Below are 16,601 nucleotides of genomic sequence, written 5' to 3'. Positions count from 1 at the left end.
CGTGCGCCGCGGGTCGACGCCCAGCGCGTCGACGGCGTAACGGAAGATCTCCGGTTCGGGTTTGACGGCGCCCACCTCGAAGGACAACGCGAACACCGACACGAGGTCGTCGATGCCGAGCCGCGCGAAGGCGGGCCGCAGGTCGAACGCGATGTTGCTCACCACGCCGACGGCGATCCCGTCACCGGCGAGCGCCTCGATCACGGGGACCGTGTCGGGATAGACCGTCCAGCAACCGGGGTCGGTCACCTTCCGGTACAGCGCCTGTGCCTGTTCGGGATCGGCGACTCCCGACTTCCTCAGCACCGTCAGATAGGCCTCGCGGTGCCAACGGGGTTCGCGGTCGCGATTGGTCCAGGCGTGGTGCTCGTCGGCGTCCATCTCGACGGGCTGGCCGGTGGGCGCGGTCAACCGCCGCATGAGTTCGGCCTGCCGGTGCACGTCGAAGGGTTCACCCGCGTCGTCGGTGACGTCGGCGAGCCAGCTCTCGTCCTCCTCGAGCCGGAACAACGTGCCGGAGAAGTCGAACAGGACGGCGTCGAAAGGTGTCGTGGCCATGCAGCCGAGGCTAGAGCCCGCACCGCCCGTCGGTCGGGCAACCGCCGCGTCCCGTGCCGGCCGCTCCGCTCGCGCTCGTCCGTCAGGTGGGCGAGAATCTGTCCATGGCCGCGACTCGCACGAGTGCCGGAAGCAGTACGAAACTGTCCGTCGTCGGTGCCGGCAGCGTCGGTACCGCAGTGGCCTACGCATGCCTGCTGCGGGGGTCGGCCGACGCGATCGCATTGTTCGACACGAATCCCGCGAAGGTGCGCGCCGAGGTCCTCGACCTGAACCACGGCACCCAGTTCGCGCCGTCGTGCCGGATCGAGGGCGGCGACGACGTCGCGGTCACCGCCGGTTCGGATCTGATCGTCGTCACGGCGGGCGCCAAGCAGCATCCCGGCCAGTCGCGCCTCGAGCTCGCCGCTGCGAACGTCGCGCTGGCACGGGATCTGACGCCCCGCCTGCTGTCCGCCTCCCCCGATGCGGTGATCGTGTTCGTCAGCAATCCCGTCGACATCGTGACCCGTGCCGCGGTTGCGGCGACCGGAATCGCGGACGGTCGGATCTTCGGATCGGGAACGGTGCTCGATTCCGGTCGGCTGCGGTACCTGCTCGCGCACCGCGCCGATGTGGCCGTCGAGAACGTCCACGCGTTCGTCGTCGGGGAGCACGGCGACTCGGAGGTCGCTCTGTGGTCCGGTGCGACGATCGGCGGCGTGCCGGTGGACTCCTTCACCGTCGACGGACGACCGGTCTTCGGTGCCGCCACCCGCGCCGAACTCTTCGACGAGGTGGTACGCAGCGCCTACGAGATCATCCGCGGCAAGGGTGCCACGAATCTCGCGATCGGCCTGTCGAGTGCCCGCATCGTGGAGGCGGTCCTGCGCAACCAGCGCCGGGTGCTGGCGGTCTCGACGCTGCAGACCGGCCTGCACGGCTTGCAGGACGTCTGCCTGTCGCTCCCCACCATCGTCGACGCGCGCGGCGCGCACACCGTGCTCGAGGTGCCGCTGTCGTCGGAGGAGAAATCGGGGCTGGCCGCTTCCGCGGCCACCCTGCACGACGTGCAGTCGTCCCTCGGCCTGTGACGGCCCTGTACCGGAGAACTCAGCGCTGCCGGACGACCGGCGGGTCGTAGGCCCGGATGGGCGGCAGCTCACCGTCGAACCGCTCGACGTCGACGAGCACGTGCTGCCCCGTGCATCCGTGGGACAGCGACGACGTCCCGACGTCAGGGGTGAGCACGTTCGCATTCCCGTGCACGCACATCGACCCCGGATCGGACGGGTCCAGCGGGTCGTACCACGCACCCGTCGCGAGCTGGACGACGCTCGGGAGCAGTCCGTCGTCCACGACGACCCCGGCGAGACAGGATCCGCGATCGTTGAACACGCGGACGATGTCTCCGGATTCCAGACCTCGCGCGGCGGCGTCGTCGGGATGCATCCGGATCGGTTCACGGCCGCGGATCTTCGACGTCTGGCTCACGGACCCGTGGTCGAGTTGGCCGTGCAGGCGCGTGGCCGGCTGGTTGGCGATCAGGTGCAGCGGGAACCGTTCGGCCCGAGGGGAACCGAGCCATTCGTCCGGCTCGTACCAGGTGGGGTGACCGGCGCAGTCGTCGTACCCGAACGAGTCGATGTCGGCGGAGAAGATCTCGAGACGTCCGCTGGGGGTTCGCAGCGGATGTCCGTCGGGATCGGAGCGGAAGTCCTCGAACAGGGTCAGATCGTCCTCGGTCCGCATCCGGACCGGTCCGCCGTACCAGAAGTCCTCGAAGGGCGGTGGATCCTCGACCCGCCGGTCGTCGGCGAGGACGAAACCGCGCCACTGCTCGTAGAGGTGTTCGAGCCACTGCCGGGAAGTCCGGCCCTCGGTGAACGTCTCGCCGAAACCGAGCCGGTGGGCCAGAGCGGTGAAGGTGTCGTAGTCGTCGCGGGCGTCGGCGAAGCGCGGTACGGCGGCCTGCATCGCGACGAGCAGCGGATCGTTGCGTGTGCACGTGAGGTCGTCGCGTTCGAGCGCCGTGGTCGACGGCACGACGATGTCGGCGTGCTTGGCCATCGCCGTCCAGTACGGGTCGTGGACGACGATCGTGTCCGGTCGCCGCAGCGCGCGACGGAGCCGCCCGATGTCCTGGTGGTGATGGAAGGGATTGCCGCCCGCCCAGTACACGAGCCGGATGTCGGGGAAGGTCGGACGTTGCCCGTCGTAGTCGAACTGTTCCCCCGGCCGCAACAGCAGGTCGGAGATCGCGGCGACGGGGATGAAGTCCGCGACGTCGTTGTTGCCCTGGAACAGGGTGGGCAACGGATACGGGACGGGCGCGAGACCGGGTTCGTTCATCGAGCCGTAGCCGTGACCGAAACCGCCGCCGGGGACCCCGAGTCGACCGAGCATCGCGGCGAGGGTCACGCCCGCCCAGGGAGCCTGCTCGCCGTGCCGGACACGTTGCAGCGACCAGGTCACGGACACCAGGGTGCGACCGCGGGCCATGCGCCGCGCGAGGTCGACGAAGGTTCCGGCGGGCAGCCCCGAGAGCGTGGCCGCCCACTCCGGGGTCTTGGGAACGCCGTCGGTGCGGCCGAGCAGATACTCCTCGAACCGGTCGTAGCCGGTGCAGTAGCGGTCGAGGAACTCGCGGTCGGCGAGACCTTCGGTGGCCAGGACGTACGCGAGGGCGAGCATGATCGCGACGTCGGTGCCCGGCCGGGGAGCGAGCCACTCGTGCTCGCCGTGCATGTCGCTGCGGATCGGGCTGAACGAGACGATCCGGCCGCCGCGGGCCCGCATCCGCTCGAGGGCGTCGCGGGTGGGGTGGTCGCTCGTGCCGCCGTCGTTGACAGCGGTGTTCTTGAGCGGGATGCCGCCGAAGCACACCATCAGATCGGTCTCGCGGGCGATGACCTCCCAGGAGGTGGAGCGCGCGAACAGTTTCCAGTGGGTGCCCAGCACGCGTGGCATGATCACGCCGGTCGCCCCGAGCGAGTAGGAGTGCACCGAGCGGGTGTAACCACCGAACATCTTGAGGAAGCGGTGCACCTGGCTCTGCGCGTGGTGGAACCGGCCGGGCGCCGACCAGCCGTAGGAGCCGCCGAAGATCGCCCGGTTGCCGTGCCGGTCCTTCACGCGCTGCAGTTCGCCCGCGAGGATCTCGGTGAGTTCGTCCCACGAGACCGCGACGTACTCGTCGTCGCCGCGTCGCGTGCTCGGTCCCGGTCCGTTCTCGAGCCAGCCGCGGCGGACGGCCGGTCCGGCGATGCGAGCACGGTGCCGCACCGATCCGGGGATGTTCCCCAGGATCGGTGAGGGGTCGCGGTCCCCGGCGTAGGGCTGCACGGCGACGACCTCGCCGTCGCGTGCCTGCGCCGAGAACATCCCCCAGTGCGCCATCTGGGAGAACAGCCGAGCGTCTCCCTCCGGTGGCACCGCGCTCGTCGGGGTCACGTCAGGGCAGCGACGCGACCAGCGCTGCGACGTCGACCCGCGGCCCGGTGAAGAAGGGGGTCTCCTCCCGGACGTGCAGGCGCGCGTCGGTGGCACGCAGGTCGCGCATGAGATCGACGATGCGGTCGAGCTTCGGAGCCTCGAAGGCGAGGATCCACTCGTAGTCGCCGAGCGCGAAGGCCGGGACGGTGTTGGCACGCACGTCGGGGTAGCCGCGAGCCGCCATACCGTGGTCGGCGAGCATCTTCCGGCGCTGCTCGTCGGGCAGCAGGTACCACTCGTAGGACCGCACGAAGGGGTACACGCAGACGTAGTCGCCCGGCTCCTCCCCCGCGATGAAGGCGGGCAGGTGGCTCTTGTTGAACTCCGCGGGCCGGTGCAGCGCGGTGTTGGACCAGACCGGGGTGCTCGCCCGGCCCAGGAGCGTGGTGCGCCGGAAGTCGGCGTACAGCTTCTGCAGGTCCTCGATGTGCTCGGCGTGGCTCCAGATCATGAAGTCGGCGTCGGCGCGGGTGCCGGCCACGTCGTAGATGCCGCGCACGATCACGTCGGTGTCGTCGAGGCGGGCGAAGAACGCCTTCGCGTCCTCGATCGCGGCGGTGCGGTCGTCGCCGAGAACACCGGGCCGGACCTGGAAGACCGACCACATGGTGTAGCGGAGGGTGGAATTGAGTTTGTCGTAGTCGAGACGTGCCATGACGTTCATCCTTCCATTCGTGCAGCCAGGCGTGCGGCCGCGGCCGTGCCTGATGCGACACATGCGGGTACGCCCACTCCGTGCAGCATCGCGCCTGCGACCTCGAGTCCGTCGATCCCGGCGATCTCGGCCTCGAGGGCGGCGACGATCTCGCCGTGGTGTTCGCGGTACTGCGGCAGCCCGCCGTGCCATCGCTGCACGATGGCGGCCACCGGTTCGGTGTCGACTCCGGTGACGGTCGCGAGATCCGCGCGGGCGAGTGCGATCAGCTCGGCCTCCGAGGCGTCGACGAGCGCGTCGTCGCCGAACCGTCCGAACGACGCGCGGGCGAGTGCGACGGGTCGTTCCGCGAGGTGCGGCCACTTCCGGCTCGACAGAGTGAACGCCTTCGCCGACAGCTCCTCCCCCGTCGCGACGAGGATCCCGGAGTTCTGCGGCAGGCCGGTGTCGTGCGGGAACGCGAGCGCGACCACCACCGACGAGGCGAGCGGGATCTGCGCGGCGCACTGCGCGGCAGATCTCACGCTGTCGGCGAGCAGCCGGGCGGCGTCCGGCGCGGGCACGGCGAGTATCACTCCGTCGACCTCACCGAGCGGCTCGATCGACCACCGGTCGCCGTCCCGCTTCAGCCCGGAGGCCGCGGTGCCGTAGAGGAATTCCGCGTCGGCCTCGCGCACGAGGGCCTCGAGCAGGACACCGTAGCCCTCGCGCAGCGTCCCGAAGACCGGAGCGTCCGACGGCGGGGGCAGGGCGCGGGAAACGGCATCGCTCAGGCTCGTCGCACCGGCGTCGAGGGCGGCGGCGAGCGTCGGGACGGTGGCCCGGACACCGGCGGTGTCGGACAGCCCCGAGTACACCCCGCCGAGCAGCGGGTCGACGCTGCGCCGCACCACCTGCTCCCCGAAGCGTGAACGGACGAGTTCGGCGACGGAGACATCGGAGCTGCGGTTCCACTCCAGCGGCACGGTGGGCTCGGCGGCGATACGGGCCAGGGTCTCGTCGTCGACGAGTCCCTCGACGGACTGCGCGGACGCCGGGATGCCCATCAGCGTGCCCGTGGGCAGCGGATGCAACCGTGCGCCGGCGTACAGGAGCGGTCGCGCGCCCGAGGGGTGGACGATGTGGTCGCTCAGCCCCAGTTCCTCGGCGAGTGCGAGCACTTCGGGACGGCGTGCGATGAACGCCTCGGCCCCGACGTCGACCGGGTCTCCGGCGAACGGCACGGTGCGGAGCTTGCCGCCGAGCCGCGACGATCGTTCGAGCACGACGATCCGCGCGGCGGCGCCGAGCGAACGACGCAGCCGGTATGCGGCGACGAGACCGCTGATCCCACCGCCGACGACCGCGACCGTCGGCGGGGTCACAGCGAATGCACCAGCTCGACCACTCGGGTGATGACGTCGGGATCGGTGTCGGGCAGGACCCCGTGACCGAGGTTGAAGATGTGGCCGGTGGCGCCGGCGGCCAGCGCGCGATCGGCTTCGGCGGCGATGCGGCGCACCTCGCGTTCGACGACCTCCGGGCCGGCGAACAGGATGGCGGGGTCGAGGTTGCCCTGCAGGGCCTTGCCGGCGCCGACGCGCGTCGCGGCGACGTCGAGCGGGATGCGCCAGTCGACGCCGACGACGTCCGCACCGGCCTCACCCATGGCGCCGAGGAGCTCGCCGGTACCGACGCCGAAGTGGATGCGCGGTACTCCCGCATCGGCGATCTCGGCGAAGACACGCTCGGAGTGCGGCAGGACGTACTCGCGGTAGTCGGCGAGCGACAGGGCGCCCGCCCACGAGTCGAAGAGCTGGACGGCGTCGACACCGGCGCCGATCTGCGCGCGCAGGAAGCCGATGGCGACATCGGTGAGCTTGCCGAGGAGCGCGTGCCAGGTCTTCGGGTCGGCGTGCATGAGCGCCTTGGTGTGCTCGTGGTTGCGGCTGGGTCCGCCCTCGACGAGGTAGGACGCCAAGGTGAAGGGCGCCCCCGCGAAGCCGATGAGCGGGGTGTCGCCGAGCTCGCGGGTCAGCAGCCCGACGGCGCGGGCGACCGCTCCGACCTCCTCGGCCTCGAGGGACGGCAGCGCGGCGACATCGGCGGCGGTGCGGACGGGGGTCGCGACGACCGGGCCCGTCCCGGCGACGATGTCGAGGTCGATACCTGCCGCCTTGAGCGGGACGACGATGTCGGAGAACAGGATGGCGGCGTCGACCTTGTGGCGCCGCACCGGCTGCATCGTGATCTCGCAGACGAGCTCGGGGTCGAAGCACGATTCGAGCATGCCGACGCCGGCGCGGATCTCCCGGTATTCGGGGAGGGAGCGGCCGGCCTGGCGCATGAACCACACGGGCCGGTGGACGGGCCGTTCACCGCGTGCGGCCGCCAGCAGCGGCGCATGCGGCAGGATCCTCCGCGCGGGGTACTCCGCGGGCACCGCAGAGCCGACGTTCGTGTTCTCCAAGCCGGTCATCGATCCTCGTTCTTCGGGCACTGCGCGCAGTCGCGCAGGGCAGCGTCTGTCGGGTCCCGGACCGAGACGTGTGGTGCGGACCCGTTGCCCCATGCTGCCACGACCGCGCCGCCCACCGGAATCGGCGCGCCTCCCGCGTGCGGTGCGTCACCGGCACTAACGTCCGCTCGGTGACCACCTCGCCCGCCGAGCCGGCCCGCTTCCGTTCCGCAGTCGATGCGATGAACGCGGCTACCGTGCGCCCGGAGATCGAGGTCGGGCCGATCCGACCACCGCAACGGCTCGCTCCCTACAGCTATGCACTGGGCGCCGAGGTCCTGCACGACGAGACGGAGAGGGTGCCCGAGCAGTCGGAGGGCGACGCGTTCGGCCGCCTCATCCTGCTCTACGACCCCGACGGCGACGAGGCGTGGCACGGGACCACCCGGCTCGTCTCGTACATCCAGGCCGACGTCGACGAGAGCCTGGCGGCCGACTCGCTGTTGCCGGAGGTCGCGTGGAGCTGGCTCGTCGATGCACTGGCCGCGCACGGCGAACCCCTCACGGCCCTGGGCGGCACGGTGACCTCGACGACCTCCGTGCGGTTCGGCGACATCGCGGGCCCGGGCCGCGCACACCAGCTGGAACTGCGCGCCTCGTGGACTCCGCAGTCGGACGTGCTGGCCCCGCACGTCGAGGCCTTCTGCGACGTCCTCGCCTATGCCGCCGGCCTGCCTCCCGCGGGGGTCGCACGACTGCAGCGGTGAAAACCGGCGCAATCCGACCAGATTTCTAGAACCTGTTCTACCCTGGTTCCATGCAGCGTCTCAGCGGACTCGACGCGGGTTTCCTCTACCTCGAGACTCCCAGCCAGCTCCTCCACATCTGCGGGCTGATCGTGCTGGACCCGACCACTGTCCCGGGCCGCCACGACTATCCGAGCCTTCGCAACGAACTCGGGGCACGACTCGCCGCCGTGCCCCAGTTCCGGATGAAACTGGCCGACAGCAAGTTCAACCTCGACCATCCGGTCTGGGTCGACGACCACGATTTCGACCTCGACCGGCACGTCCACCACGTCGGCGTGCCCGCCCCGGGAAGCCGGCTCGAACTCGCCGACCTGTGCGGCCACATCGCCTCGCAGCCCCTGGATCGCTCCCGGCCCCTGTGGGAGATGTGGTTCGTCGACGGGCTCGACGACGGCCGGGTCGCCGTCGTCGTGAAGATGCACCACGCCGGAGTGGACGGGGTGTCCGGCGCCGCCCTCGTCTCACAGTTGTGCAGCCTCGACCCGGCCGATCCCCGGCCGGAACCGGTAAAGCGGGGCGCCGGCGACGCGAACGATCTCGCCATCGCCCTCGCCGGTGCCCTCAACGTCGCCCGGCGACCCCTTCACTTGCTGCGGATCCTGCCGGCCGCCGTGACGTCGGTGACCTCGTGGATCGCCCGCGCACGACGCGGCGACGCGATGCCGGCGCCGTTCACGGCTCCGCGCACACCGTTCAACTCCACCATCACCGGACGCCGCAACGTCGGCTTCGCCGAGCTGGACCTCGACGATGTGAAACTGGTGAAGAACATCTTCGGCGTCACCGTCAACGACGTGGTGATGGCCGTGTGCGCCGGCGCGCTGCGCCGATATCTGGAGCGGCGTGGTGAACTTCCCGATTCCCCGCTCATCGGGATGATCCCGGTCTCGGTCCACGGCAGGTCGGATCGGCCGGGACGCAACCAGGTCTCGGCGATGTTCGCCGACCTCCACACCCACATCGCGGATCCGGCCGAGCGCCTGCGTGCCCTTGCGGAAGCGAACGCGGTGGCCAAGGACCACAATGCCGATCTCGGTGTGAACCTGCTGCAGGACTGGTCGCAGTTCCTCGGCGCGGCGGTGTTCGCGCCCGCGATGCGCGCCTATGCCGGACTCCGCCTCGCCGACCGGCATCCGGTGATCCACAACCTCGTGGTCTCCAACGTGCCCGGACCGCCCGTCCCGCTGTACTTCATGGGCGCGCGTATGACGGCCATGTACCCCTTCGGACCGATCTTCCACGGGGCGGCACTCAACGTGACGGTGCTCTCCCTCGACGGCAGGCTCGACATCGGCCTGATCTCGTGCCCCGATCTCGTTCCCGACCTGTGGGAGCTCGTCGACGACTTCTCCCCCGCCCTCGACGACCTGATCCTCGCGGCCGGCGCGGAGGGCGACGAGGCCGTGCCGCAGGAGGGGTGAGCGAGGTCCGGCGAGCCCGCGCGGTCCCGCCGATCGCACGATCCGGACACGAACGGAATTGCGCGCGGGACGGACACGGCTAGAGTCACGCCCATGCCGGCACAGAACGACGAGGACGGGCAGAACAGCGCGAGCGTGACGACGGTGCCGCTCCTCGAACCCCGTGACGGCGTCCCCGAGGTCGTCACCACGGCGCGCGGGGTCGCCGACGCGGCAGCGATGCTCGCGCAGGGACACGGCCCGCTGGCCGTCGACGCCGAACGCGCGTCGGGCTACCGCTACTCCGCGCGCGCCTATCTCGTACAGTTGCGCCGCGAGGGCGCCGGCACGGTGCTGCTCGACCCCATCCCGACGCGGGACGATCTCGCGCCCCTGGCCGAGGTGATCAACGACCTCGAATGGGTTCTGCACTCCGCCGACCAGGACCTCCCCGGCCTTGCCGAACTCGGTCTCCGGCCGGCGACGTTGTACGACACCGAACTCGCCGGTCGCCTCGCCGGTTTTCCTCGCGTCGGTCTCGCTGCGATCGTGGCCGAGACCCTCGGCCTGGAACTGCGCAAGGGTCACGGTGCCGCGGACTGGTCGACCCGGCCGTTGCCGGAGTCGTGGCTCAACTACGCCGCGCTCGACGTCGAACCGCTCGTCGAGCTCCGCGAGGCGATGGCGCGTGAACTCGAGCGGCAGAACAAGACCGAGTGGGCCGCCCAGGAATTCGAGCACATCCGCCTCGCCGGGCCTCCGGCGCCGAAGCCCGACCGGTGGCGACGTACGTCGAAGATCCACGCGATCAAGGACCGGCGCCGCCTCGCGATCGTCCGCGAACTGTGGACCACGCGCGACGAGATCGCTGCCCGTCGTGACATCGCCCCCGGGCGCATCCTGCCGGACTCCGCGATCATCGCCGCCGCGGAGGCGAGCCCCGCTACCGTCGAACAGCTGCAGGCACTTCCGGTCTTCGGTGGACCCCGTCAGCGTCGTTCCTCGCGTGCCTGGTTGAACGCGATCGAGCGGGCCCGGGCGCTGCCCGAGGACCGGCTCCCACCCCTCACGCCGCCGCTGACCGGGCCTCCCCCGGCCGGTCGCTGGTCGCGCCACCACCCGGCGGAGGCGGAGCGTCTCGCCGTGGCGCGCGGCGAACTCACCGCTCTGAGCGAGGAGGTCGCCGTTCCGGTCGAGAATCTGGTGAGCCCGGAACTCGTGCGGCGCCTGTGCTGGGACTGGGACGTCGCGGCAGGGGACGACGTCGAGGAGTACATCGGCGGTCGTTTCGCCGAGGGCGGGGCACGGCCGTGGCAATGCGAGTTGACCGTGCCGCGACTGGCGAAGGCGCTCACTGCGGAGAAGTGATCTCCGGGGATCGCCCGAGCGAGGTGCGGACCGGGGACGAGTTCTCGCCGGAAACGTCGAGTCGGCAGTTCGGCGCGGCGTAATGTTCCCCTGAAGAAAACACAGTGTGTCCAGCCCTTTTCGTGCCCTCGCGGCCTGTCCCATCCAGGAGTTCCACGGTGACCCAACCATCGACCGCACACGCCGCGAAAGTCATCGCCGTGACCGTCGCAGCGGCCGTAGGCGGTTTCCTGTTCGGCTTCGACAGTTCGGTCGTCAACGGCGCCGTCGACTCCATTCAGGAGAACTTCGCGCTCAGCTCCTTCGTGACCGGCTTCGCCGTCGCCATCGCCCTGCTCGGTTGTGCCGTCGGTGCGTGGTTCGCCGGACGCCTCGCCGACAGCTGGGGCCGCAAACGCGTGATGCTCCTCGGCTCGGTCCTGTTCGTGATCTCCTCGATCGGATCCGGCCTGGCCTTCAGCGTTCCCGACCTGATGTTGTGGCGCATACTCGGCGGCCTCGGTATCGGTATCGCCTCGGTCATCGCGCCGACCTACATCTCCGAGATCGCGCCTGCGCGCTACCGCGGTGCCCTCGCGTCGCTGCAGCAACTCGCCATCACCCTCGGCATCTTCGCGGCTCTTCTGTCGGATGCGATCCTCCAGAACGCCGCCGGTGGCGCGTCGAACGAGTTGTGGTGGAATCTGGAGGCCTGGCGGTGGATGTTCCTCGTCGGTGTGGCCCCCGCAGTCCTCTACGGTGTACTGGCGCTGACCATTCCGGAGTCGCCCCGGTATCTCGTGGGCAAGGACATGGACGAAGAGGCCGCGGCCGTGCTGGCGAGCGTCACCGGCGAGCTTCGGCCCGACGAGCGTGTCCGCGAGATCCGTCTCACGCTGCGCCGGGAATCGAAGGCCTCCTTCGGCGACATCCGCGGCCCGGTCTTCGGTCTGCAGCCGCTCGTGTGGGTGGGCATCACGATGGCGGTCTTCCAGCAGTTCGTCGGTATCAACGCGATCTTCTACTACTCGACGACGCTGTGGAAGTCCGTGGGCTTCTCGGAGAACCAGTCGTTCACGACGTCGGTGATCACGGCCGTGATCAACGTGCTCATGACGTTCGTCGCGATCCTGTTCGTCGACAAGATCGGTCGCCGCCCGTTGCTGATGACCGGCTCCATCGGCATGTTCGTCAGCCTCCTGCTGGCAGCGATCGCGTTCTCGCAGGCGGTCGGCAGCGGTGAGGATGTCGAACTGCCGGCACCGTGGGGTGCACTCGCGCTCGTCGGTGCGAACGCCTTCGTGATCTTCTTCGCCGCCACCTGGGGTCCGATCATGTGGGTGATGCTCGGCGAGATGTTCCCGAACCGCATGCGCGCGGTGGCCCTCGGCATCAGCACCGCGGCCAACTGGATCGCGAACTTCACGGTCACGCTCGCATTCCCGCCACTCACCTCCGCGGTCGGACTGTGGTTCCTGTACGGGCTGTTCGCGTTCTTCGCCCTGCTGTCGTTCTTCTTCGTCAAGGCGAAGATCCCCGAGACCAAGGGCATGGAACTCGAGGAGATGCAGAGCTAGTCGACATGCGTGAGGGGCGGTATCCGGACCACCGGATACCGCCCCTCACGCGTATGCCCTCGCGTCGGCCGGCTCAGCCCGCTTCGCGGTCGGACTGTTCGACCGCCGAGGGGCGCGACCGCTCCTCGGGTTCGCTGTCGAGGCCGGCGACCCAGCCGGTGACCTGGCGTGCCACGTCCTGGGCCGTCAGACCGAGTTCGGCGTGGATCTCGTTGCGGGAGGCGTGATCGAGGAACCTCTGCGGCACCCCGACATCGCGCGTGGGAACGTCGACATCGTTGCGGCGCAGGGCAGCGGAGACCGCCGAGCCGACACCACCGTGCAGACCGCTGTCCTCGACCGTGACGACGATCCGGAAACCGCGCGCGAGGTCGACCACCGCGTCGGGCACGGGAAACACCCACCGGGGATCGACGACCGCGGCATCGATCCCCTGCCGGGAGAGACGATCGGCGACGTCGAGCGCGAGACCCGCGAACGCTCCGACCGCGACGATCAGTGCGTCGCCGCGCCGCGCCGGCGGCATCCGCAGCACGTCGACCGTGCCGTCGATCCGTTCGACCGCGGGAATGTCTTCTCCCACCGAACCTTTGGGGAATCGGAGGACGGTCGGTCCGTCCGAGACGCCGAGCGCCTCGCCCAGTTCCTCGCGCAGCGTCGCCCCGTCGCGCGGAGCGGCGACCCGGATACCCGGCACGATGCCCAGCAGAGACAGATCCCACATGCCGTTGTGGCTGGCACCGTCCGAGCCCGTCACGCCCGCGCGGTCCAGGACCACGGTGACCGGCTGCCGGAGCAGCGCGACATCCATGAGCAACTGGTCGAAGGCCCGGTTCAGGAAGGTCGAGTACACCGCGACGACGGGATGCATCCCGCCGAGCGCCAGACCCGCCGCCGACGTCAGCGCGTGCTGTTCGGCGATGCCCACGTCGAAGGTGCGCTCGGGGAACCGTTCGCCGAATTCGGCGAGGCCGGTCGGTCCGGGCATCGCGGCGGTGATCGCCACGACATCCTCTCGCTGCTCCCCCAGGGCGATGAGCTCGCCGGAGAAGACCGACGTCCAGTCGGGTGCGGAGGCCGCCTTCGCCCGACCCGTTCGCGGATCCATGACGCCCGTGGCGTGCATCTGATCGGCGAGATGATTCTCGGCGGGCGCGTAACCGGCGCCCTTGCGGGTGACGGCGTGGACGAGGACCGGACCACCGTACGCCTTCGCGCGACGCAAGGCGGATTCCATCGCCTGCTCGTCGTGCCCGTCGACGGGGCCGAGGTACTTGATCCCCAGGTCGGTGAAGAGCACCTGCGGGCTGACCGCGTCCTTCACACCGGCCTTCATACCGTGGAGCACGGAGTAGGCCGCCGAGCCGATCCACGGGATCCGCTTGACGATGCGCCTGCTGTTGTCGAGCACCTTCTCGTAGCCAGGCTTGAGGCGCAGCGCCGCGAGATGATCGGCGAGACCGCCGATGGTGGGTGCGTAGGACCGGCCGTTGTCGTTGACGACGATCACCATCGACCGGTTCTGGCCGGCCGCGATGTTGTTGAGCGCTTCCCAGCACATGCCGCCGGTCAGCGCACCGTCGCCCACGACCGCGACGACGGTCCGATCGGACTGCCCGGTCAGCGAATAGGCCTTGGCGAGCCCGTCGGCATAGGACAGCGCAGCCGACGCGTGCGACGACTCGATCCAGTCGTGTTCGCTCTCCGCGCGGCACGGGTAGCCGGACAACCCGCCCTTCTGCCGGAGGCTGTCGAACGCGTCGCGACGACCGGTGAGAATCTTGTGTACGTAGGCCTGGTGACCGGTGTCGAAGAGGATCGGATCGCGCGGCGAATCGAACACCCGGTGCAGAGCGATGGTCAGCTCCACGACGCCGAGATTGGGCCCGAGGTGACCGCCGGTCGCCGCGACCTTCTCGACCAGGAATTCCCGGATCTCCCCTGCGAGCTCGGTGAGCTCCACAGGGGAGAGTCGACGTAGATCGTCGGGCGACTGGATGCGGGACAGAACACCCAACTGGAACAGCTCCCTCCGGCTCGTGCCTCGCGCTCGTCGCGCGAGTGATTCCCTCAGTCTACGGAGCACGGGAACGGAGCGTCTCCCGCCACCGCCTCGGTTCCGCGTGATCTGCTGGTCACCGGTGGGCGGATCGCCCGGTCGTGATCGAGGTCACCCTTGCGGGGAGATGTCGGCGCGATCGGCCGGCGACTTCTCCTCCACGAGATCGATGGTGGTGCGCAACGCCCGGTTCGGGATCAGCACCACTGCTACCAGAGTAACGACTGCGAACGCCGCCGCCACGAGGAAGAGAGTCGCCGTCGCATCGCCGTAGGCAGCGCGGATGACCTCCGCCACCGGCGCAGGCAGCCGGGAGAAGTCGAGACTTCCGCCGGAACCGCCACCGGAGGTGTCCACACCGAGCTTCGCGAGGCCGTCGGCGGAGAGCGTCGCGACACGGGAGGCGAGGATCGAACCGAGCACCGACACGCCGATCGCGCCACCGAAGGTGCGGAAGAAGGCCACGGAGCTGCTCGCGGCGCCGATGTTGCGAACGCTGACGGTGTTCTGCACGGCGAGGACGAGGTTCTGCATCAGCATGCCCGTGCCCAGACCCACGATCGCGATGTACACGCTGATCAGCGTCAGCGACGTGAGGTGATCGACCGTGCCGAGCAGGCCGAAACCGACCATCTGCAGGAGCGCACCGCCGATGAGGAATCCCTTCCACTTGCCGAAGCGCGTGATGAGCTGACCCGAGAGCATCGACGAGACGAGCGTGCCGGCAACCATCGGGATGGTGAGCAGACCGGCGACCGTCGGGCTGTAGGCACGCGAGGTCTGGAAGTACTGGCCGAGGAAGGTGGTGGCACCGAACAGGCCGATACCGACTGCCACGGACGCGATGATGGCGAGGGCGGTGGTGCGTTCGGTGACGATCTTGAGCGGGATGATCGGATCGGCGACGTTCGACTCGACGATGAGCGTCGCGGCGAGCAGGACGAGGCCGGCTCCGACGTACAGGGCGGACTCGACCGAGAACCACTCGTAGTAGCCGGCCTTTCCGGCGAAGGAGACCCAGATGAGCAGGACGCTCACGGCGGCGGTGATGAGCGTGGCGCCGAACCAGTCGATGCTCACGTTCTCCTTGCGGACGGTCGTGACGTGCAGCGTGCGCTGCAGCAGGACCAGCGCGACCATGGCGATCGGCACACAGACGTAGAAGCACCAGCGCCAGCCGAGGAGGTCGACGATGACGCCACCGAGCACGGGACCGCCCGACATGGCGACGGCCATGACGGCGCCCATGTAGCCGGAGTACCGACCGCGTTCACGGGGCGGGATGATGCTGCCGATGATCGCGACGACCAGAGCCGTCAGACCGCCCATGCCGATGCCCTGGATCACGCGGGCGGCGAGCAGGACCGGCACGTTGTGTGCGAGGCCGGCCAGCACCGATCCGACGACGAAGACCAGGATCCCGAGCTGGACGAGCAGTTTCTTGTTGAACAGGTCGGCGAACTTGCCCCAGATGGGGGTCGACGCGGCGTTGGCGAGCAGCGCCGTGGTGATGACCCAGGCGTACTGGGTCTGGGTGCCGTTCAGGTCGGCGATGATCGTCGGCAGGGCGGTCGAGACGATGGTGCTGCTCAGCAGCGCGGTGAAGAGAGCGGCAAGGAGGCCCGACAGCACGACGAGGATCTCGCGGTGCGTCATCTGCTCCTCGGCTGCGGGAGCAGCCGGGTGCGCTCCCGATCCGGAGACTGTGGTCATGGATTGGTCCTTCGTGTATCGATAACGAGCGGCGCCAGGGACGAGGTGAGGCGCTCGAGCGTCGTGATGGCGCCCGCGATCTCGTCCTCGTGCCAGTCCGCGAGTTCTGCGGAGAGACGTTCGGTCCGGCGTTTCTTCACGAGTTCGAGGATCTCGATTCCCGCGACCGAACAACTCACCCGGTGAGCGCGGCGGTCGTCGGGATCGGGATGTCGATCCACGAGGCCACGCTCGACGAGTTCGGCGATCTGTCTGCTCAACGACGACTGGCTGACGCACATTTCGACGGCGAGCTCGCTGGGACGGCACTCCCCCATCCGTGCGAGCACGAACAGCACCGCGACGAGTGCGGAGGGAAGCACGTCGGTGTCGTGGTGGACGAGTGCACCGCGCAGCGTGCGACCGAAGAGGAAGATGGCGTCGGCGAGTTCGTGGGTTTGGGCCTTGTCCGACACAGCGAACCTCCGTCGGGTGGATCAGTTGATTACGTCATGCAACTGTACAGATTAGTTGCATACTACAAGCAATCTCTTACCGACATCACACCACCACTCCGACGTGTTTCCCGTCAC

Annotated in this window: 13 protein-coding genes; 5 read left to right on the top strand and 8 right to left on the bottom strand. The window is 69.3% G+C overall.

All coding sequences use genetic code 11. From position 1 onward, the window contains the following. The coding region (locus A8G18_RS20695; protein WP_064065357.1) for an HAD family hydrolase at positions 1 to 558 on the bottom strand (558 nt) is incomplete at its 3' end. A gap of 104 nt (positions 559 to 662) precedes the next feature. Here A8G18_RS20695 and A8G18_RS20690 point away from each other — a divergent pair. Further along, entirely contained in the window at positions 663 to 1,631 is a 969-nt protein-coding gene (locus tag A8G18_RS20690) for an L-lactate dehydrogenase (protein ID WP_064065359.1), read from the top strand. 19 nt (positions 1,632 to 1,650) lie between these two features. On the opposite strand, the gene A8G18_RS20685 is transcribed toward A8G18_RS20690, so the two are convergent. The 4 genes from A8G18_RS20685 to hemE are packed head-to-tail and all read right to left on the bottom strand — an operon-like array spanning position 1,651 to position 7,145. After that, complete coding sequence (locus tag A8G18_RS20685) at positions 1,651 to 3,936, bottom strand: molybdopterin-dependent oxidoreductase (RefSeq protein ID WP_064065358.1); 2,286 nt, start codon at positions 3,934 to 3,936, stop codon at positions 1,651 to 1,653. A gap of 55 nt (positions 3,937 to 3,991) precedes the next feature. After that, positions 3,992 to 4,687: a hydrogen peroxide-dependent heme synthase gene (hemQ, locus tag A8G18_RS20680; RefSeq protein ID WP_026003467.1), complete on the bottom strand. Its 696-nt coding sequence runs from the start codon at positions 4,685 to 4,687 to the stop codon at positions 3,992 to 3,994. Between the two features lie 5 nt (positions 4,688 to 4,692). Then, entirely contained in the window at positions 4,693 to 6,051 is a 1,359-nt protein-coding gene (locus A8G18_RS20675) for a protoporphyrinogen oxidase (RefSeq protein WP_064065356.1), read from the bottom strand. Beyond that, on the bottom strand, positions 6,048 to 7,145 hold the full coding sequence (hemE, locus tag A8G18_RS20670; protein WP_016935160.1) for a uroporphyrinogen decarboxylase: 1,098 nt from the start codon (positions 7,143 to 7,145) through the stop codon (positions 6,048 to 6,050). Before hemE ends, A8G18_RS20675 begins: the two co-directional genes overlap by 4 nt. Positions 7,146 to 7,315: 170 nt before the next feature. On the opposite strand from hemE, the gene A8G18_RS20665 reads away from it, so the two are divergent. The 4 genes from A8G18_RS20665 (at position 7,316) to A8G18_RS20650 (ending at position 12,257) form a co-directional block, all read left to right on the top strand. Next, entirely contained in the window at positions 7,316 to 7,891 is a 576-nt protein-coding gene (locus A8G18_RS20665; protein WP_026003525.1) for a DUF3000 domain-containing protein, read from the top strand. 50 nt (positions 7,892 to 7,941) lie between these two features. Beyond that, positions 7,942 to 9,354, top strand: a complete 1,413-nt coding sequence (locus A8G18_RS20660; protein WP_064065355.1) for a WS/DGAT/MGAT family O-acyltransferase — start codon at positions 7,942 to 7,944, stop codon at positions 9,352 to 9,354. A 93-nt stretch (positions 9,355 to 9,447) separates the two neighbouring features. After that, positions 9,448 to 10,701 carry an HRDC domain-containing protein gene (locus tag A8G18_RS20655; RefSeq protein ID WP_064065354.1) on the top strand — a complete coding sequence of 418 codons (1,254 nt, stop codon included), beginning with the start codon at positions 9,448 to 9,450 and terminating at the stop codon, positions 10,699 to 10,701. A 158-nt stretch (positions 10,702 to 10,859) separates the two neighbouring features. After that, complete coding sequence (locus tag A8G18_RS20650) at positions 10,860 to 12,257, top strand: sugar porter family MFS transporter (RefSeq protein ID WP_026003480.1); 1,398 nt, start codon at positions 10,860 to 10,862, stop codon at positions 12,255 to 12,257. Between the two features lie 73 nt (positions 12,258 to 12,330). On the opposite strand, the gene dxs is transcribed toward A8G18_RS20650, so the two are convergent. The 3 genes from dxs to A8G18_RS20635 all read right to left on the bottom strand — a co-directional run bounded on the left by dxs (position 12,331) and on the right by A8G18_RS20635 (position 16,484). Further along, positions 12,331 to 14,274: a 1-deoxy-D-xylulose-5-phosphate synthase gene (dxs, locus tag A8G18_RS20645; RefSeq protein WP_084422011.1), complete on the bottom strand. Its 1,944-nt coding sequence runs from the start codon at positions 14,272 to 14,274 to the stop codon at positions 12,331 to 12,333. Positions 14,275 to 14,427: 153 nt separating this feature from the next. Continuing rightward, the gene (locus A8G18_RS20640) at positions 14,428 to 16,029 is read right to left on the bottom strand and encodes an MDR family MFS transporter (RefSeq protein WP_064065352.1); all 1,602 of its coding nucleotides are present in this window, start codon (positions 16,027 to 16,029) and stop codon (positions 14,428 to 14,430) included. Beyond that, entirely contained in the window at positions 16,026 to 16,484 is a 459-nt protein-coding gene (locus A8G18_RS20635) for a MarR family winged helix-turn-helix transcriptional regulator (RefSeq protein ID WP_016935138.1), read from the bottom strand. Before A8G18_RS20635 ends, A8G18_RS20640 begins: the two co-directional genes overlap by 4 nt. Between the last annotated feature and the right edge of the window lie 117 nt (positions 16,485 to 16,601).

Source organism: Rhodococcus gordoniae (assembly GCF_001646655.1).
Classification (GTDB): Bacteria; Actinomycetota; Actinomycetes; order Mycobacteriales; family Mycobacteriaceae; genus Rhodococcus; species Rhodococcus gordoniae.
This window is presented reverse-complemented; position numbering and strand designations above follow the sequence as displayed.